Source organism: Brevundimonas sp., assembly GCF_041648115.1.
Taxonomy (GTDB): domain Bacteria; phylum Pseudomonadota; class Alphaproteobacteria; order Caulobacterales; family Caulobacteraceae; genus Brevundimonas.
On sequence record NZ_JBAZPR010000010.1, the window covers coordinates 1 to 18180 of the forward strand.

The 18180-nt window shown below is 65.4% G+C and carries 20 protein-coding genes and 1 pseudogene; 16 read left to right on the forward strand and 5 right to left on the reverse strand.

Going from position 1 to position 18180, the window contains the following annotated elements; genetic code table 11:
* Positions 1-175: pseudogene (locus WC597_RS10215) on the reverse strand (MFS transporter); the annotation flags it as partial.
* A gap of 67 nt (positions 176-242) precedes the next feature.
* On the opposite strand from WC597_RS10215, the gene WC597_RS10220 reads away from it, so the two are divergent.
* From WC597_RS10220 to WC597_RS10275, 12 genes are all read left to right on the forward strand, one after another.
* Positions 243-518: a metal-sensing transcriptional repressor gene (locus tag WC597_RS10220; protein ID WP_088582496.1), complete on the forward strand. Its 276-nt coding sequence runs from the start codon at positions 243-245 to the stop codon at positions 516-518.
* Between the two features lie 7 nt (positions 519-525).
* A complete protein-coding gene (locus WC597_RS10225; RefSeq protein WP_135194135.1) occupies positions 526-1638 on the forward strand; it encodes a nickel/cobalt efflux transporter in 1113 nt (370 codons plus the stop codon).
* Between the two features lie 7 nt (positions 1639-1645).
* Positions 1646-1840, forward strand: a complete 195-nt coding sequence (locus tag WC597_RS10230) for a DUF1289 domain-containing protein (protein ID WP_135194134.1) — start codon at positions 1646-1648, stop codon at positions 1838-1840.
* Between the two features lie 310 nt (positions 1841-2150).
* Positions 2151-3203, forward strand: a complete 1053-nt coding sequence (locus tag WC597_RS10235; protein ID WP_372693224.1) for a type III polyketide synthase — start codon at positions 2151-2153, stop codon at positions 3201-3203.
* Complete coding sequence (locus tag WC597_RS10240; protein ID WP_245159367.1) at positions 3203-3709, forward strand: isoprenylcysteine carboxyl methyltransferase family protein; 507 nt, start codon at positions 3203-3205, stop codon at positions 3707-3709. The genes WC597_RS10235 and WC597_RS10240 overlap by 1 nt, the downstream gene beginning before the upstream one ends.
* A 455-nt stretch (positions 3710-4164) precedes the next feature.
* Positions 4165-4662 (forward strand): hypothetical protein, encoded by a 498-nt coding sequence (locus WC597_RS10245; RefSeq protein WP_372693225.1) that lies wholly within the window; start codon positions 4165-4167, stop codon positions 4660-4662.
* Positions 4659-5876 carry a TrbI/VirB10 family protein gene (locus tag WC597_RS10250; RefSeq protein WP_372693226.1) on the forward strand — a complete coding sequence of 406 codons (1218 nt, stop codon included), beginning with the start codon at positions 4659-4661 and terminating at the stop codon, positions 5874-5876. Before WC597_RS10245 ends, WC597_RS10250 begins: the two co-directional genes overlap by 4 nt.
* Positions 5873-6388, forward strand: a complete 516-nt coding sequence (locus WC597_RS10255) for a S26 family signal peptidase (RefSeq protein ID WP_287928204.1) — start codon at positions 5873-5875, stop codon at positions 6386-6388. Before WC597_RS10250 ends, WC597_RS10255 begins: the two co-directional genes overlap by 4 nt.
* Positions 6382-6987, forward strand: coding sequence for a lytic transglycosylase domain-containing protein (locus tag WC597_RS10260; RefSeq protein ID WP_287928203.1), 606 nt, complete (start codon positions 6382-6384; stop codon positions 6985-6987). Before WC597_RS10255 ends, WC597_RS10260 begins: the two co-directional genes overlap by 7 nt.
* The gene (locus WC597_RS10265) at positions 6984-7265 is read left to right on the forward strand and encodes a hypothetical protein (protein ID WP_372693227.1); all 282 of its coding nucleotides are present in this window, start codon (positions 6984-6986) and stop codon (positions 7263-7265) included. Before WC597_RS10260 ends, WC597_RS10265 begins: the two co-directional genes overlap by 4 nt.
* Entirely contained in the window at positions 7258-7464 is a 207-nt protein-coding gene (locus WC597_RS10270) for a hypothetical protein (protein WP_287928202.1), read from the forward strand. The genes WC597_RS10265 and WC597_RS10270 overlap by 8 nt, the downstream gene beginning before the upstream one ends.
* Positions 7452-7868, forward strand: coding sequence for a helix-turn-helix transcriptional regulator (locus WC597_RS10275; RefSeq protein WP_372693228.1), 417 nt, complete (start codon positions 7452-7454; stop codon positions 7866-7868). The genes WC597_RS10270 and WC597_RS10275 overlap by 13 nt, the downstream gene beginning before the upstream one ends.
* Here WC597_RS10275 and WC597_RS10280 read toward each other — a convergent pair.
* Positions 7865-8131: a hypothetical protein gene (locus WC597_RS10280; protein ID WP_287928200.1), complete on the reverse strand. Its 267-nt coding sequence runs from the start codon at positions 8129-8131 to the stop codon at positions 7865-7867. The genes WC597_RS10275 and WC597_RS10280 overlap by 4 nt on opposite strands.
* A gap of 404 nt (positions 8132-8535) precedes the next feature.
* Here WC597_RS10280 and WC597_RS10285 point away from each other — a divergent pair, with 404 nt between their 5' ends.
* Both WC597_RS10285 and WC597_RS10290 read left to right on the forward strand, forming a co-directional pair.
* Positions 8536-8922 carry a cytochrome c gene (locus WC597_RS10285; RefSeq protein WP_287928198.1) on the forward strand — a complete coding sequence of 129 codons (387 nt, stop codon included), beginning with the start codon at positions 8536-8538 and terminating at the stop codon, positions 8920-8922.
* A gap of 268 nt (positions 8923-9190) precedes the next feature.
* The gene (locus tag WC597_RS10290) at positions 9191-10129 is read left to right on the forward strand and encodes an L-lactate dehydrogenase (RefSeq protein WP_372693229.1); all 939 of its coding nucleotides are present in this window, start codon (positions 9191-9193) and stop codon (positions 10127-10129) included.
* Between the two features lie 111 nt (positions 10130-10240).
* Here the strand turns inward: WC597_RS10290 and WC597_RS10295 are convergent, their stop codons facing one another.
* Genes WC597_RS10295 through WC597_RS10305 form a run of 3 tightly spaced genes read right to left on the reverse strand, consistent with a single transcriptional unit; the run spans position 10241 to position 14400 of the window.
* Positions 10241-11368, reverse strand: a complete 1128-nt coding sequence (locus WC597_RS10295) for a beta-propeller fold lactonase family protein (protein ID WP_372693230.1) — start codon at positions 11366-11368, stop codon at positions 10241-10243.
* A gap of 24 nt (positions 11369-11392) precedes the next feature.
* Positions 11393-13687 carry a glycoside hydrolase family 65 protein gene (locus WC597_RS10300; RefSeq protein WP_372693231.1) on the reverse strand — a complete coding sequence of 765 codons (2295 nt, stop codon included), beginning with the start codon at positions 13685-13687 and terminating at the stop codon, positions 11393-11395.
* A 14-nt stretch (positions 13688-13701) separates the two neighbouring features.
* A complete protein-coding gene (locus WC597_RS10305) occupies positions 13702-14400 on the reverse strand; it encodes an HAD family phosphatase (protein ID WP_287928194.1) in 699 nt (232 codons plus the stop codon).
* Positions 14401-14564: 164 nt separating this feature from the next.
* Here WC597_RS10305 and WC597_RS10310 point away from each other — a divergent pair, with 164 nt between their 5' ends.
* Together WC597_RS10310 and WC597_RS10315 are read left to right on the forward strand one after the other, a co-directional pair.
* Positions 14565-15623: a type II glyceraldehyde-3-phosphate dehydrogenase gene (locus WC597_RS10310; protein ID WP_287928193.1), complete on the forward strand. Its 1059-nt coding sequence runs from the start codon at positions 14565-14567 to the stop codon at positions 15621-15623.
* A gap of 110 nt (positions 15624-15733) precedes the next feature.
* Positions 15734-18157, forward strand: a complete 2424-nt coding sequence (locus WC597_RS10315; protein ID WP_372693232.1) for a heavy metal translocating P-type ATPase — start codon at positions 15734-15736, stop codon at positions 18155-18157.
* The last annotated feature ends 23 nt before the right edge of the window (positions 18158-18180 follow it).

Below are 18180 nucleotides of genomic sequence, written 5' to 3' on the forward strand. Positions count from 1 at the left end.
TATAGGCGATCATCTTGATGGCCAGGGCCATCCCCAAGACTTCGCCGGCATTGGCCCCGGCCAGATCATGCGCCAGCAGACCCAGCGCCACCGTCGCCATGCCCGTGCCGAGCAGGGCCGCGACCTGAGCCGTAAACAGGTGCCGATAACCGGCATGTCGGAGCGGGGAAAACATCGAAGATCATCCTGCGGGTCGAGCCAGGGGGCTAGCCTTATCCCCTCCGGGGGGATAGCATCTTGCTATGGCCCACGTCGTCCATAAATCCCATCCCGAGATCGTCAATCGGCTCAAACGCGCCGAGGGACATCTGCGGAAAACCATCGCCATGATCGAGGGCGGCCGCACCTGCCTCGACCTCGCCCAGCAGCTTCACGCAATCGAGAAGGCCGTGGCGGCGGCCAAGAAGGCCCTGATCCACGATCACATCGACCATTGCCTCGCCCATGCGGCGGAGGGCGATCCGGCTGAGGCGCGGCAGGCCATGGCCGAGTTCAAAGACATCACCAAATACCTGTGAGACGCCGATGACTCCGTTTGCGGACCTGCTCGCGCAGGGCTCGGCCCATGCCTGGCTGTTCATTCCCTCGGCCCTCCTTCTCGGGGCGCTTCACGGTCTTGAGCCGGGGCATTCCAAGACCATGATGGCGGCCTTCATCGTCGCCGTGCGCGGGACGGTCTGGCAGGCGGTATTGCTCGGGCTTTCGGCGACCTTGTCGCACACGGCCATCGTCTGGGCGATCGCCCTGACCGGTCTTTACTTCGGTCAGTTCTTCGACATCGAAGCCTCGGAGGGCTGGTTCCAACTGGCCTCGGCCGTGATCATCCTCGGTGTCGCCGCATGGATGCTGTTGGCCACATGGCGCGAGCAGAACGCCGTCCATAACGAGCATGATCATGACCACACCCACGACGAGACGCGCTGGATCGACACGGGCCATGGCGTCGTCAGCCTGAGTATCTTCGAGGACGGTATTCCGCCGCGCTTCCGGTTTGCCCCCGATCACGGTCCTGTCCCGAGGGCCGGCGACATCAAGGTCGCCACCACGCGCGCGGACGGCTCCGTCCAGACATTCCACTTCGAGACACGCGACGGCTATCTCGAATCGGCTGACGTCATTCCCGAACCCCACGCCTTCACGGCGCGGCTGGTTCTGGGCCACGGCAATCACACCCATGACTTCGACGTCGAGTTCGCCGAACACGATCACGAGCATGGTCATGACCACGGCGGCCTGGATGTCTCAAACCCCGGCCACCAGGACGCCCATGAACGCGCCCACGCCAACGACATCAAGAAACGGTTCGCCAACCGCAAGGTGACCACCTGGCAGATCATGCTCTTCGGCCTGACAGGCGGCCTGATCCCGTGCCCGGCCTCGATCACCGTCCTGCTGCTCTGCCTGCAGCTGAAGCAGGTGGCCTTGGGTGCGACCCTCGTCCTGTGCTTTTCGATCGGATTGGCGGCGACCATGGTCACCGTCGGTGTCGCAGCGGCGATCGGGATGCGGCATGCGGAGAAGCGCTGGTCGGGAGGTTTCGCGGCTTTTGCGCGGAAAGCGCCCTATTTTTCAGGCGGGCTGATCGCCATCGTCGGCCTGGTTCTCACCTGGCAGGCCGTCGTGGCCCTGGCCGGGTAGTTCCTTCATGACCGGCACGCCCTGTATCGATATCTGCACCTTCGACGGCCGCTCGGGTCAGTGCGAAGGCTGTGGTCGAACGCGCCCGGAGATAGCGGGCTGGCGCAAGCTTAGTCCCTATCAGAAGAGAACCATCGAACGGGATCTGCCGCGTCGTCTCGCCAGGCTTTCAGCCAACCTCACACCGAAACCGACGGTGTGAAAAGAGACGTGAGGCCGTGGCCATCGCTCCGGTCCACCTTGCGGGTTACGGCGTTTGAGACCCGACGACGTCTCATTCTGACCGGCGCTGGCGAGATAGCGGTCGAGAATGAACTGGTCGAGAGGCACGCCGACCGCCCATCTCGGGAGCTGTTTCGTGCTTCATCCTCGAACGCTATGCTTCCGCTTCTGGGTGCTTTTGCGAGTGATGCCGGTTCTTATCTAGCTGTACTGTAAGCCTTTTTGGAACCTTGAAGCTTTCGCGCGATTAGCGTTCGGGTCGCAACCGATGCCGACCGGAGCGAACCTCGATGCCGGCTTCCGCCAAACTTCTCTCCATCGCGACCGCAAACGCGCCGAATGTCATGACCCAGACGGACGTGGTCCGGGTCGCTCAGGCGCTGTTTAGAGACCGGTTTCCCGGAATCGACCGGATGCTGCCCGTGTTCGACACTGCGGGGATCAGGACGCGGCAATCGGCCATGCCCCTGGATTGGTATCTCACTCCACGGAGTTGGCCGGAACGGACCCAGGCCTATCTCGACATCGCGGTCGGCATGTTGGCCAGAGCCGCGGAAGCGGCTCTCGATCAAGCAGGCCTGAAAGGTTCCGATGTCGACGTGGTCATCACGGTCTCATCGACGGGCATCGCCACGCCCAGCCTTGAGGCCCGCGCCATGGCCCGGATGGGATTTCGCTCCGATGCAGCGCGGGTCCCGGTCTTCGGCCTCGGCTGCGCCGGCGGAGCGACGGGCCTCGCCCTTGCGGGAAGGCTGGCCCAGGCCTCGCCGGGGGCCGTGATCCTTGTGGTCGTGGTCGAGCTCTGCACCCTTTCGTTCCGGATGGAGGATCTGACCAAGGCGGACATTGTTGCGACGGCGCTGTTCGGCGACGGGTCGGCCGCCTGTGTGGTGCGCTGCGGCGAGGCGGGCTTCGCCTCGATCGAGGCGGCGGGCGAACACACCTGGCCCGGAAGTCTGGACGTCATGGGCTGGCGCGTCGGCCCGACCGGTCTGGGCGTGATCTTCGACCGCGCCATTCCTCCGTTCGCCCGCGAAAACCTTCGACCGGCGATGGTCGGGATGCTCGAACGCCAGGGCCTGGAGCTTGAGGATGTTGATCGTTTCATCTGTCACCCGGGCGGAATGAAGGTCATCGACGCCCTGGAGGGATCCCTGTCCCTCGATCAGGGCAGTCTGGATCACGAACGGGAGGTTCTGGCCGACCACGGCAACATGTCCGCGCCGACGGTCCTCTACGTCCTCGACCGGGCGAGACGACGGGGCCTGCCGAACCGGTCGGTCGTGACCGCCCTGGGGCCAGGTTTCACCCTCAGCACCGTGACCCTGAGGGCGGCGGCGTGATGTTGTCCATCGTCGTCCTCGCCCTGGTGACCGCGCAGCGGCTCGGGGAACTGGTTCTGGCCGAGTATAACACTCACCGTCTGCGCGCCCAGGGCGCCGTCGAGACGGGCGCGGACCACTACGTCTTCATCGTCCTCCTGCACGGGGCCTGGCTTCTGGGACTGTGGGCGTTCGCGTGGGACAGGCCGGTCAACCTTGCCCTGCTCGCCGTCTTCGTTCTGCTCCAGGCAGGCCGGGTCTGGGTGATCGCCACTCTCGGTTCCCGCTGGACGACCCGGATCATCACCTTGCCAGGCGCGCCGCTGGTCACTCGGGGGCCTTATCGCTTCGTCTCCCATCCCAACTATGTCGTGGTCGCCCTCGAGATCGCGGTCCTGCCGCTGGCCTTCGGACTGGTCGGCTATGCGATCATATTCAGCCTTCTCAACGCAGCGATGATGTGGGTGCGCATCCGCAGCGAGGCCCGGGCTCTTTCGGCGGCAACCGCCGGAGCGCAGCCGGGATAGGAGACCGCTCGAGGCCTTCCTGTCGTGTCAGCAGGCGCGGATCCTGGCGGTGAGCTTAGCAACTCTGGTGCGAAGCCCCGTCCACCAGCCAAGCGGCTTTTTGGTTTTAGGCGGTCCAGCAAGTTCGCGGCGCCTGGCTCAGGGCAGTGTGAACACCGTCTGGATCCAGCCGCTCGTCTGGGCATGTTCGAGCAGCTCGAAGATCGGGATCGCAAACAGGAAGATCAGGCCATTCCTGAGGGTGACCAGAAAAAAGATGGGGCGGACTTCGAGGGTCTCGGCGTCCCGCCACTTCGAGACGTCTGGCCAGAAACGAGGCGTGGCCGGCGAGCATGAGGAGCCATTTCAGGAGCCAACCTGACGCCCGCGGCGTACCTTGCCAACAGTGAACCGGAGAAAAAGGAAGGGCGGAGGCGGCCGCCCCGAGCGGGGGTGGAACAGTCCAGGAGCCCGTGATGCGACCCTTGCCCTCATCGACGCCCCAGCCCTCCGATCGTCTCTCGGCGTCGCTTTTTGATCTACCGGGAGCCCTTCAGCCGGAGTTGGACGACGCGTCCCTACTCTCCCTGCTGATGACACGCACCTTGCCACAGCGTGACATTCCCCGGGCCGTTGAGACTTTGCTGAAGGTCTTCGGCTCGGTGGCAGCCGTCGTCGCTGCCGACCCGCCGGAACTCGCCCGGGCCGCTTCACTGAACGCGACCACGATCACCGACCTCAAACTACTGCAGCAGTTGAGCGTCCGTCTGGCCCGGTCGGAAGCTTGCCGACGTCCCGTCGTATCGTCCTGGTCATGCCTTATAGCCTATGTGCGCTCAGCGTTGGCCCACGCACCCCGGGAGCAGTTAGGTCTGTTCATCGTCGATCGCGTCTTCGATCGCGCCGAGCTCAGGCTCGGCGATCGTCGCCCCCAGACCGTTCGTATCCGCCGCCTCCAGGGACCCGCCCGATGACCTCGTTCCAGGATAGCCCCCACAATCCCGACGACGTCGCTTCCTCGGCAGGGTCCGGCGTCGGCCCTGAGGTCAGGCCCGACCTGACCAGCGCGGCAAAGGCGCCGCCGCCCGGCCTGTCGATGCGGGCGCCGCGGCCGCCGGTCACCCGGCTGCGCAAGTCGGTCGTCCAGACGATCGTGATCGGCGGCGTGATCCTCGTCTCCGGCTCCCTGGCCTGGGCCTTCGTCGTCCAGCCGGAACTGCGCGACAGCGCCCGGCTCCGCGCCGTCGAGGGCCGGGAAGAGCAGGCCCGGGGCTCCGTTCGACCCTCCGAAGCGGTCACCGACCAGCCCGCGACCTATGACCGGCTGCCCGAGCCGCGCACTGGAGCCGAGGCAGAGACGGCTAAGCCTGGTGTCCCTCCGCCGTCGCCCGCGCCGGGCCGGTACAGCGCCGATTATGCGCCATCGCGGACGACCCGGGCGACCGGGCCCAGTCCGGGCGAACAGGCGGCGCGATCGGGCTTGTTCTTCGAGGGGTCGTCAACCGGGGCCGGTCCTGCCGCGCATGCCGGGGCGGGTCCAGCGACAGCCGGCGCCCGTTCGGGCGCTGCGGACGTCGGCGCCACCTATAATGGCCACACCCTGACGGCGCCGCTGTCGCACTATGAGCTGAAGGCGGGCGCGATCATTCCTGCGGTCCTGTTGACCGGGGTGGACACCGCGCGCGCCGGGCCGGTCGTCGCGACGGTCTCGCAGAACGTCTATGACACCGTCAGCGGCCGCCATCTCGTCCTGCCCCAGGGGACCCGGCTTATCGGCCGTCATGAGGGCGAGAGCGCCTATGGCGACCGACGCGCCTTCCTGACCTGGGACCGGCTGATCCTGCCCAACGGCAAGAGCCTGGTGCTCACCGGCGAGCCCGGCGTTGACGCGCAAGGCGCGGTCGGGGTTCGGGGCCAGGTCGACCGGCGGCTATTCCCCCTCCTGATCGGAACCCTGTTCGCTGGCGCGATCACCACCCTCGGTCAGATCGCACGCGACGGCGATGGCGAGGGTTCAGGCGGCCTGCTCGGCGACGCCGGGGACGCCGCCGCCATCGAGGGCTCCCAGGTCGGGGGGCGGCTCGTGGACCGGGAGCTGGACGTCCGGCCGTCGATCCGTCTGCGCGCAGGCGCTCCGGTCCGCGTGATGATCACCCGCGACCTGATCCTGGAGCCGTACCGGCCATGACCTGGACACCTCTCGATACTGGAAACCGCTGGGCCGTGCTCGGCGTCACAGTCTTCTTCCTCACCCTGGGCGCCCTGATCGCCGAGCAGACGCCAGCCCTGGCTTTGGTCAACGAGAGCCCCAGCGTCCCGCGTGGCCTCTATCTGCGACAGCCTGGCGGCGCGGTGGAGAGTGGCGCGATGGTCGCTCTGCCCCAACCCCCGATCGCCCGGCGCTATCTGGGCGCGCTCGGCATGCCGGACGAGGTCCTGCTGATCAAACGGGTGGCTGCGGTCGGCGGCGATCAGGTTTGCCGAGTGGGCGCCGTGGTTCGGACTCCTGACAGGGTGGTTCCCGTTTTGGATCAAGACCGGCGCGGAATGGATCTGCCCGGCTGGACCGGATGCCGTCGGCTGGCGCCGGACGAGCTCTTCCTGCTCGGCGACACGCCGGGGAGTTTCGACAGTCGCTATTTTGGCCCCGTCCGAACCCGAGACCTGGAGGGGGTGTTTCGGGAGACACTGACATGGTGAGAACCCTCGTGGCCGCAGCGGCCCTGGTGTTTGCAGCGGGTAACGCCGCCGCTCAAACGGTCGACTGGCGCAACGCCGGTGGCGATCTGTTCGGCCGTCCCACCGCGCAGCCTGTGTCGGACGTGGCGGGCGTCGTCGACCTCACACCTAGACTGCCGCCCCTGTCCCAACCCTTCATGGAGGCGATCGCCGCCGCCGCCGAGCGCCATGGGATCGACCCCAAGATGCTCCATGCCCTGGTGATTGTGGAATCCGCCTATAGGGTCGATGCCGTGTCTCCCGTCGGCGCTGGCGGCCTGACCCAGTTGATGCCGGGAACCGCCGCCGATCTCGCCGTCAGAGACCGGTTTGATCCGGTCGAGAACCTGAATGGTGGGGCGGATTATCTGGCCCGGCAATTGCTCCGCTTCGGGGACGTCAGGCTTGCGTTCGCCGCATATAATTCTGGGCCGGATCGTGTCGCCAGGCTCGGCCGCATTCCGAATATTGCAGAGACCCAGGCCTACGTCGCCGCAGCCGTTGACTGCTACCTCGCGCTCTCGGCCGGGAGGGGCGCCCGCAATTCCCGGGACTGTCGGGTGCGGGAGCCGAGCCGATGACCCCGGCATCGGTACCGGTCATCTCGCCGACAGGGGCGACCGATGAGGACCTGCTGACCCGCAAGGAAGCGTCCGCCTTCCTGATACAGTTCGGTATCCGCATGAAGCCCGAGACCCTCGCACGGCTGTGGTCCACTGGGGGCAATGGCCCTCCCTGTCTCCACGTTCGGCATAGGCCCTATTATCCGCGTGGCGTGCTTCGCGCCTGGGCTCTGGACCAGGTCAGTGACCTGCGAGCGTCTGCACCGCCGGCGGCACGGGGGCGGCGTCATGGCTGAGATGTGTTTCGAAGGGTTCAGGACCGAGTGGGCGCCCACGGTGGCGGATCTGTTGATCGACCCCGCAGTCAGCTTCGCCCTCAAGGACGTTCTTAAAACCTGGGAGGTCCGCGATCCGGTCGACGCGGCGCGAGACGCCCGGTTGCTGGCCGAGGTTCTGGAGCGCCGGGCGGACGAGGCGGTGTCATGGACCCTGTGAGCGAGCCGCCTCCGTTCGACGCGTTGGAAGACAGGATCCTGCCCTGGTCGCAGGTCAGGGTGATCTGTGGTCTGAGCCGGACGACGGTTTGGCGCATGCAGAAGAGCGGAGACTTCCCGGCCTGCGTCCAGGTCTCTCGCAACCGGGTCGGCTGGTGGCAGAGCGAGTTGCTGGCATGGAGACGAGCAAGGACGCCCCGGCGTCTGCCGGAGCCGCGGGCCGTAGTATCGGCGCAGGAACCGGTCGAACCGGTCGAACCGCCACAGATCAGGCGAATCCAGGAACAGGCAAAGGGAGCCGCTCGACCAGAGGCCGTGATTGACCCGGATCCAGGCGCCAAGACCCGTCGAAAACGGAAAGCCGCCGTTGCGGAAAACCAGACGGCGTTCGATTTTGGCGGTTAATGCGCGGGATGTGGGGCTTTGACCCGATTGAAACGCACACGGTCAGCCCCAGCGATCAGAAGGGCGTCGAAGCCGGCGTCGCCCCAGGCCCGACGCTGAATTTGGGTCGTGGCCGGATCGGCCGTGCTGGCCCACCACTGCGGCAGGCTCGCGCTCTTGGGCAGCATATAGCCGATCTTGCGTTCCATCTCGACGAAGGAGAGTTCGAGCTCATCCGTCTTCTGTCTGCGGAGATAGTCTCGAAGCGGATCGTATTTGCCCATCGCTTCAGATGACCGGACACGGGGGTTCAGCGCAAGTCGAGCCGTCCTCAGAACAGCGCGGGCGAACCCGCCGCACATCCGGCCGGGGGTGGGAAATCGCTGGTGCGGCTCTAACCGACGGCGGATAGCCCGGCTCGGATCTCAACGACCTCATCGAACCGATCATCATTGAGGCGGTGGCGCTCGCGCGGTCTTGATCGACGTCATGGGACAAGGACAGGAAGCTGGCTTCAGCTGTATGTCGAGACCGCGCTCATACCGGTCGGGAGGCTCTCTGGCTCAGGGCGAACCGCTACGACCTGGGCAAGGTGTGCTACTGCACCGCATCCCGATGGCTTTGATCTCGATCAATGACGGCCGCGCCGAAAGAGGCGCTTTGAGCACAACCTCATGGAGCGGAAGTCTTGCGTCTAATCGCGATCACCGGATTGTTCTTGTTGACGGGATGTACGACCGATCCTGTCTATCGTGAAGCATCACGCACTGCGGAAGCAGCGCGATACTATCCGGTGGAAACGCTGGATTTCGCCTCCATCGCTCGGGGGAAGGCGCTTGTAGAAAGCCGCTGTGCAGCCTGCCACTCCGTCGGACCCACGGGGGAGAGTCCGAGCGCCGCCGCGCCGCCGCTGCGGCACTTGGGGACCCGTTATCCGGTGGCGGACCTTCAGGAAGCTTTTGCCGAAGGCATTACGAACGGCCATCCGGAGATGCCCCAAATCACTCTGGAAAGCGACGAAATCGCGGATCTGATTGTCTATCTTCAGGACGTACAGAACCATTCGAAGCCGTGACCGGGATGCGGGGCCGGCCGGCCCCTCTGGGTCGTCCGGCCTGATCCGGCCCGGGCTCACAAACCATTAGGGTTTCGAGCTCGATTGGGTGAGTGCGCGCGCTGTCAAAGCTGGCGAGTATTCAGGCCGATCCCCGTGTTTCCCGGGCAATCAGAAGCGGCAGCGGTCAAGGCCGAAGCCGATCAGAATGTTTTTCGGTCAGCGACGCTGGCCGGGGAGGCGGCGCGGTGCGGGCGGCTCCAGCCGCGCCGGTCGAAAGGAAGACCCGATGATCGAACACGAACGGATTGTGATCGTTGGCGCAGGCCACGTCGGGGCGACGGCCGCATATGCCCTGATGCTTCGAGCCCTGTTCGAGGAGATTGTGCTGATCGACAGCGATTTGGCGCTGGCCGAGGCTGAGGCGGCCGACCTCTCCGATGCGAACGCGCTCGCCAGGCCCGCGCGCATCTGGGCCGGAAGCTACGCCGACGCGGCAACAGCCCGGATTGCTGTCATTACCGCAGGGGCGGCGACGCACGGCTCGGAAAGTCGCCTGTCCGTAGCGTCCCAAAGCGCCATGATCGTCACGACCTGCGTCGGAGAGCTGGTCCAGGCCGGGTTCGCGGGGATCATCCTTGTCGCCGCCAACCCGGTGGACGTGATGACGCTAATGGCGCTGCGTCGCTCGGGCTTTGCGTCGGCAAAGGTCATCGGCACGGGAACACTGCTCGACACGAGCCGTCTCAAACAGACGCTCGCCGAGAGCCTGCAGGTCACGCCCGGGTCCATCGACGGGCTTGTTCTGGGCGAGCATGGCGACAGCGAGGTAGCAGCGTTCTCGACCGTTCGTGTCGGAGGGTTGCCGCTGAGCGAATTCTGTCCGCCGGGGCAGGAACTCGACCAGGGCCAGATCGCCACGGAGGTGCGCGACGCCGGCTACCGAATTGTCCAGGGCAAGGGCTACACATCCTTCGGGGTGGCGACCGCGATCGTGCGGATATGCGAGGCGATCTTGCGCAATGAGAGGGCGGTGCTGCCAGTCTCGACGCTGCTGACCGGACAATACGGTATCGCCGATGTCTGTCTCAGCCTGCCGTGCATTCTTGGCGCAGGCGGGGTCGAACGCATTCTGTCGCCGGCACTCACCCCCTCGGAGACGGCGGCATTGAACGCGTCGGCGAGGGCGTTACAGCAGGTGCTTGCGCATATGGATCTGGCCATCTGATCGCGAGACGTCGTGGCGGGCAAGGTTCCGTCGACGCCACACAGCCTCTGTGCCGCCGACGGCGGCTCGATGCCGGCGGTTCGTTCCGTGGCGTGGAGACCGAAGGAGAAATCAGTCGTTGACCTCGGCGAGGCTGATGCCGCCCGGCCCCCTTCCGACCGGGATGGTGCGGACAAGCCGGCGGGTCCGGGGATCGAGCACGGACACCGTGTCGGCGAAACTATTGGCGATATAGACCCGGTCGCCATTGCCGCCGACCACGACGCCGTGAGCGCCCGCGCCGGCGACGATCGTGGCGACGACAGTTTGACGGGCGGTGTCGATCACAGAGACGGTGTTGCCTGGACGCGCTTCTGTCCCCTGGTTGGCGACATAGACCTCCCGGCCGTCAGGTGAGGCGAAGACCTGAATAGGTCCGGGTCCGACCGGGATACGGGCGACCACCCGTCGGCTTGCGGTGTCGATCACGGCCGTGCCGTTCTCATCTCGCAAGGTCACATAGCCGAAGCGTCCATCCGGCGTGAATGCGACCTGGACCGGGCCACGGCCGACTGGAATGCGCTCGACTTCGTCCAGATCGACGGCGTCGACGACGGAAACCGTCCCATCGCCAGTATTGGCGACATAGAGGGTACGACCATCCGGGCTCATACGCAGGCCGTGGGGCGATCGCCCGACAGTGATGTTGCGATCCACTGAGCCCGACTTGAGATCGACGACCGTGAGCATGTTGTCTCCCGCGCTGGTGACAAACGCCCGCTCGCTCCGCGCATCGACGACGACATGCGCCGGCATCCTGCCGACGGGGATAGTCGTGCTGGGGCCTTTTGAAACGGCGCTCGCGTCGAAGATGAGGAGGCGCCCCGGTCCATCCATTTCAGCCTCTCCGTCCGGGCCCTGAGGTGCTGAGGCGCCGACTGCAAAGAGGGATCGACCGTCGCTGGAGACCTGAACGTTGTGAGGGGAAACGGCAATACGGGTCGTCTCGACCTGGCCTGTCTCGGGATTGATGACGGAAATCGATCGGCCCTGTTCGTCGGCTGTAAACAGGATCGGGCGAGTATTCCGATCCTGGTTTTCACACCCGGCCAACAAAAGGGCTGCGGTCGCGCTTGCCGCCACCAGGACGACTCTCTTGACGTAGGTTTTGAGAAACATCTGCTGTTCCGGTTTACGGGACGGGCCGATAGCGACCCCAGGCTCCATGACGCTATCCGGCGAATTCGCGCATTGATCCATGTCAGAACTGGGCGGTGGGCAACCTCATCCATCACCGGGTTCAACCGGTTGCCTGATGTCGGCGACAAGGGCCTGGTCGAGGCTGACGCTGTGGGGTTCTCCGTAAACCGCGATGATCATCGGCAGTCCGGATTCCAGCGAGACCTCGAGTGTCCGGTTGGTCTGGTCGATCCTGATCGCGAGGCTCCGGTTGCGCCATTGGAGGCTGAAACTCAGGCTGGTCCAACTCGCCGGCAGCTGCGGCGCGAGGGCGAGTCCGTCGCTCCGTAGCGCCAGTCCGGCGAACCCAAAGACCGACATCATCCAGAGGCCGCCTTGAGCCGCGATGTGGACCCCCCCTCCGATCGCGGACTTGGTGTCGATCAAATCGATCGCCGCAGTCCTGTGGAAATAGTCGAGCGCCCTTTCGACATCTCCCAGCCGCGCGGCCACGAGGCCGTGCATGGCCGTGCTCAAAGAACTGCCGTGCCCGCAGCGGGGCTCGTAGTATCGGAAGTTTTTCAGGTCCGCGCCGGCGTTGAATTCGCCAGGCAGCAAAGCCAGCAGGGCAACGACATCGGCCTGTTTCACCACCTGCGACTGCTGGGTGCGTTCACGCCCGAGGATGACGTCCATTGGGACGGTGCGGCCCGCATAGGCCGATAGATCCACGTCCTCGAGATCGAAATAACCCGCGAACTGCTCGTACAGGCCGGTGGCCGGATCCAGACCCGTCGCCAACGTCTCCGCGACGTCGGACCAACGTTTCAGCTCGGCCTCGTTCAGGTCGAGGTGGCTCGACAGGGCTGACCATCGATCGGGCCATCTTTGGCGCAGCAGGCCGGCGACGTCGAGCGCGCGGCGAATGTTCCAACGGGCCATGACGTTGGTGAACGCGTTGTCGTCGATATTCTCGTGATACTCGTCGGGGCCGATGACGTTGCGGATGTGGTGCAGGCCATCGGCTTCGGGCTGGGCCCGACTGGCCCAGAAGCGTGCGGTCTCGAGCAGTATTTCCGCCCCGGCCTCGATCAGGAATTCGTCGTCGCCTGTCGCCTGCCAATATTGCCAGACGGCATAGGCGACGTCGGCGCTGATGTGTTGCTCCTGCACGCCGGTAAGGATGTCGACGATTTGTCGATCCGGACCGACCGCCTGCTCAGGCGTGGTCTCCAGACCGGTATCCGTCGACTCCCAGGCGTAGAACGCGCCGCGCCATCCTCGATCCGCAGCCTTTGCCCGCGCCCCGTTCAGGGTGTGGAACCGGTACATCAGCAGGGACCGGGCCGCCTCCGGCCAGGTCACGATATAGAAGGGCAGGAGGAAGATCTCGGTGTCCCAGAAGACGTGCCCCCGATAGTCGGCCCCTGTCAGCGCCCTGGCGCCGATAGAGACACGCGGGTCGTCCGGGTTGGCGGCGCTGTTCAAATGGTAGATGGCGAATCGAAGCGCCTTCTGCGCCGCGGCGTCGCCTTTGAGGTCGATGTCGCTGGACGACCAACGATGTGCCCAGGCCGTCTCATGCCGTGTGAGCAGGTCTCGCCACCCTAAATCTCGACCGGCCTTGAGTTCATTCAGAGCCTTGACGCCGGCGTCCGGACCGGGAACCGCGCTTCGCGCCACCCCCATAATGCGCTCAAGGCAGATGATCTGTCCGGGACGGCTTTTCCAGGTCCACGACCATTTGAACGGGGCGAGCACGACCGGCGCCATCTCCAGGCCGTCGATCCGCAACGCCACCGCTGCCGCGATTTCCAAGCGCTTGCCGGAACGGCGGGTGCGCCATACGCCCAATTCGTTGTCGAGCCGCTCCGCCATGAGGTCGCGATCGAGGCCTTCGAAGGACGCTTCGAGCGTCATCTCGGACTCGCCGCGCTCAACCTCCAAATGATGCATTTGCAATCCCAGGGATCTGCGGTCCTGTGACACCAGGTTCAACCGGACAAGGCGGGCGCTCACGGCGGATCCGTCGACCAGGCGGCATTCCGAAAGCAAAAGGCCTCGCCGCATATCGAGCGTGAGCGCATGCGATGGACCAGGGCCGAAATGCTGGACAAGCGGCCCCCCAGGCAGGCTGATATGGACCTGCAACCCGTTCGGGACAGGGATCAACTCAGGCACTGCCCGGTCGCCATCGGGCGTATCGAACAGTCCGGCGACATAGGTGTTCGGTGAACCGACGCCCTGCGGTGATCGATTGACCGTCTGGGACGCTCGTACGCCGAGAAACCCGTTGCTGATCGCGAACCGAGTGGCGCGATCGCTCTCGCGGAGCGGATCACAGCCATCGTCACTCAGGACCCATGAGGCGTCGGCAGTCGGCTCCAGCGCCTGTTTCATGGTCTTCGGATCCTTCACAGTGTCGGGCCGACCAGCCGGCCAAGCGCAAGCTCGGTGATCACGACGTCGTCCAGGCTTGTGACCACCAGGTCCGCGCGCGCCGCACGCAGCATCTCGGCGTCGCCGAGGCGTGCAACGCCGATAGCCGCCATGCCCCCGGCGCGGGCCGCTTCAATCCCCGCTGGAGCGTCTTCCGCCACGAAACACTGCGCGGGCGCCACGCCCATCTCGCGGGCCGCGATCAGAAAAAGCTCCGGATCCGGCTTGCCGTGCGTGAGGTCTCGACCCGAGACATTGACGCGGAAGATGTCGAGCAGGCTCCGGCCGGCCCGCAGCGGGATCGCGCGCATCATGGCGGTGGCGTTCCTGGAGGAGGAAGCGGCCGCCATGGGCCAGCCGAGGGCGGCGACCGCCTCAACGAAACGCAGCGCGTCCGGAAAGGCCGCCACGGCGCCTGTCCGGATCAGCTCCTCCAGCCGCGCCTGCTTGCGTTCGGCATAGGCGACCGCGTGGCGGTCGGCGTTGCTCACACCCAAGGCCTCGAGTGCGGACCGGGCGCCGTCGAGCCGTAGCTTTCCCGCGACATGGGCTTGATAAATAGCCGTCGTGAAGCGGTCCGGCTCGGCAAGCCCCACGAGCGCCTCGCGCCACGCCCTCTCGTGGGGCGAAGCCAGCAGGACCCCATCGACGTCGAAGATTGCAGCGGCCAGCATCACCGCCGCTCGACCCTGCGGTTCGTCTCTTCTGGCATCTGCGCCTCGGCTCCGCTGTCCTTCGACATCGACCGAGGATGACATGCACCGGCGCGGCGAGCTTTGATCCAGATCAATGCGCGGATCCCGCATCGTCTGCTTTCTAGGCCGGAGGAGACGTATGTATGACCAGGTCGATACGGGTTGCCGTGAATGGTTATGGCGTGATCGGCAAACGCGTCGCCGATGCCGTTAGGGCCCAGAGCGATATGACGCTCATTGGCGTGTCCGACGTCGCGACGGACTGGCGAACCCGTGTGCTTCAGACCAAGGGTGTGCCGCTTTTTGCCGCCACGGCCCCGGCAGAGGATGCGTTCCGGGCCGCAGGCGTTCAGACGGCTGGCCGCCTGGATGATTTGCTTGGCGAGGCGGATGTCGTTGTCGATTGCACCCCCAAGCGCGTGGCGGCGGACAATGTCCCCCAATACCGCAAGCGTCAGCTCAAGTTCATTCTTCAAGGGGGCGAGAAGCACGGCATAACCGGGCATTCCTTCGTCGCCGAGGCCAATTTCGAGACGGCGATCGGGCGTGAATCGACCCGAGTGGTTTCTTGCAACACAACCGCGACTGTGCGGACCTTGAGCGCACTCAAGCGCGCCGGTCTGCTTGGACGCGCCCGGGGAACCCTGCTTCGCCGCGCGACCGATCCGTGGGAGAGCCATCAGGGCGGCATCATGAACACCCTGGTTCCTGAGCCCGAAATCCCCAGCCACCAGGGTCCGGACGCCCGGACTGTCGATCCCGACCTCGACGTGGTGACCATGGCGGTCAAGGTCCCCGAGACGATCGCCCATCTGCACTACTGGTCAGTCCAGTTGACCCGTCCCGTGGACAAGGAGGAGGTGCTCAATGCCTTCCGCTCGTCGTCACGCATCCTGTTGATGAAGACTGAGCACGGTCTGGATGCGCTTAACGCCGTCAAGGAACTGATGGCGGATCGGGGCCGCTCCCGCAGCGACCTTTATGAAGTGGCGCTGTGGGCCGACATGCTCACGGTGCAGGGCGATGAGCTCTTCTACGCCTACATGGTCGACAATCAGGCGATCGTCGTGCCCGAAACGATCGACGCCATCAGAGCGCTCGATGGACGCGAGACATCCGGGCGGCGCTCAATCGCCGCGACCGACTCGGCCATGGGCATCGAAGGCCGACTCTTCGCCGAGGCCGGCGCCCGGACACCCTAGACGCCCGCGCTTAAAGACGTGACCGCTCCAGGACCATTGCCGACCGGGAGGGGCGCAGACAATCCAACGGAGCGTCACTCGGGCTCTCCCTCACCAGTCGGAGAGCATCAATGACCACCCGGACGCTTGAAGTCGGTAATCTCTTCTCCGTCCTTGGGGCGTCCGGGATTGAACGACAGCTGCGTCGCATCGACGGCGTCGGCCGCGTTTCCGTCAATCCGGTGTCGGGGTCCACCACGGTCGCCTACGACGCGGCCAAGACCAGCCTGTCTGAAATCAGGGCGGCGATCGAGGCCTGCGGCTTCCACTGCGCCGGCGAGGCCCTCCCCAACCATGTCTGCCAGAATCACGAAGCGCCGGCCAAAGGCGCCCCGGAGCCGGTCGGGCCCGCCGACGCGCATCGAGGACATTCCCGCGAGACATCCAAGGCGAAGTCGGGCCTCATGAACGGGAAAGACCCGGCCCGGGGCAAGGCGCAGAAGGACGCCATGGCCCACGAAATGGGCCATGGCTCCGGAAAAGACATGCAGTCGATGGTGCGCGATATGCGCAACCGCTTCTGGGTCGCGCTGGGATTCAGTCTGCCGATCTTCGCCTTCTCGCCGATGGGCATGGACTTCATCCGGATTCCGCCTCCGTTCGGCATGAGGCTGGACCTCGTCCTGTTCATCCTTGCGAGCGGCGCCATCCTCTATCCGGTCTGGCCCTTCGTCGTTGCCGCCTGGCGGTCATTGCGAAGCGGCGTCGCCAACATGGCGGTGCTCATAGTTTTGAGCGTTGGCACCGGTTATCTCTTCAGCGTCGGCTCCACCTTTATCTACGGCGGACAGCAGTTCTACGAAGCGTCGGCGATTCTGCTGGTCTTCATCCTTCTCGGTCACTGGCTTGAGATGCGCGCCAGGGCCGGCGCATCCGAAGCCATTCGGGCCTTGATGGATCTGACCCCGCCCAAGGCGACCGTTTTGCGTGACGGCAAGGAAGTGGAGGTGCCCACCGCGGAGGTGGTGTCCGGCGATACGGTCGTGATCCGGCCCGGCAACAAGATACCGGTCGATGGCACCGTGCTGGAGGGGGCGTCGCTCGTCGATGAATCCATGCTGACCGGCGAGTCGATGCCGGTCGAGAAAAAGGTGGGCGACACCGTGATCGGCGCGACGATCAACAAGAGCGGCACGTTCCAGTACAGCGCCACCAAAGTCGGTGCGGACACAGCACTCGCCCAGATCGTCAAACTGGTTCAGGAGGCCCAGAACTCCAAGGCTCCCTCGCAGCTGCTGGCCGACCGCGCGGCCCAGTGGCTTGTCTGGGCCGCGATCCTCGTAGGCCTGCTGACCTTCGTGGTCTGGTTCTGGGTCATCGGCCAGCCCCTCCTGTTCGCCGTCAGCCTGACCATCACCGTCTTTGTCATCGCCTGTCCAGACGCGCTGGGCCTGGCGACTCCTATGGCCATCATGGTCGGGACCGGACTGGGCGCCATGAATGGCATCCTGTTCAAGAATGCGTCGGCGCTCGAGGACGCCACCAAGCTGGACGTCATCATCTTCGACAAGACCGGCACCCTGACGATGGGCCAACCCGAAGTCGTCGATCTGGTGACGGCGGACGGCGCCACGGAGCATCAGGTGTTGGCCGCAGCCGCGGCCGTGGAGGCCGGATCTGACCACCCTCTGGCCCAGGCCATCCTGCGCAGGGCCGAAAAGGTGAAGGCGCCCAAGGCGAGCGGGTTCACCAATCTCGAGGGCAAGGGCGCTCAGGCAAAGATCGGCGGCAAGACGGTGTTGCTCGGCAACAAGCGGCTGATGACCGAGAACAAGATCGACCTCGGGGAACTCGGCGCAAAATCCGAGGCGTTGCAGGGCGCCGGCCGGACCGTGGTCCACCTGGCCGTGGCCGGCAAACTGGTCGGTCTGATCGCCATCGCCGACGCGGTGCGGCCCACTGCGATCGAGGCGGTCAAGGCCCTGCGCGCTCGGGGCGTCGAGGTCATCATGCTGACCGGGGACAACCAGGGTACGGCCGAACGGATCGCCAAGGGTCTCGGCATCGATCGCGTGTTCGCCGACGTTCTGCCCGGCGACAAGGCGAGCAAGGTCAAGGAGCTGCAGGCTCAGGGCAAGAAGGTCGGCATGGTCGGCGACGGCGTCAATGACGCCCCGGCCCTGACCCAGGCCGATGTCGGCTTCGCCATCGGCGCCGGCACGGATGTCGCCATGGAGAGCGCAGACATCGTCTTGATGAAGAGCGACCCGTTCGACGTCGTCGGCGCCATCGAACTGTCCCGGGCGACGCTTCGAAAGATGCACCAGAACCTGTGGTGGGCCGTCGGGTACAACGTCATCGCCTTCCCGCTGGCCGCCGGCGTGCTCTATCCCTTCCTGCTTGGACCGAGCATCGCCGCCATCGCCATGTCCGGGAGCTCAGCGCTCGTGGCGATCAACGCCCTGATGTTGAAACGAACCCGCCTGACCGGCATCCGCCGGACCGGCGAGGCGGTCGTAGCGGAGCCGACGCTTACCGCGACGGCGGCGGTGTGAAGCGTAACGCCAGATTGACCCTG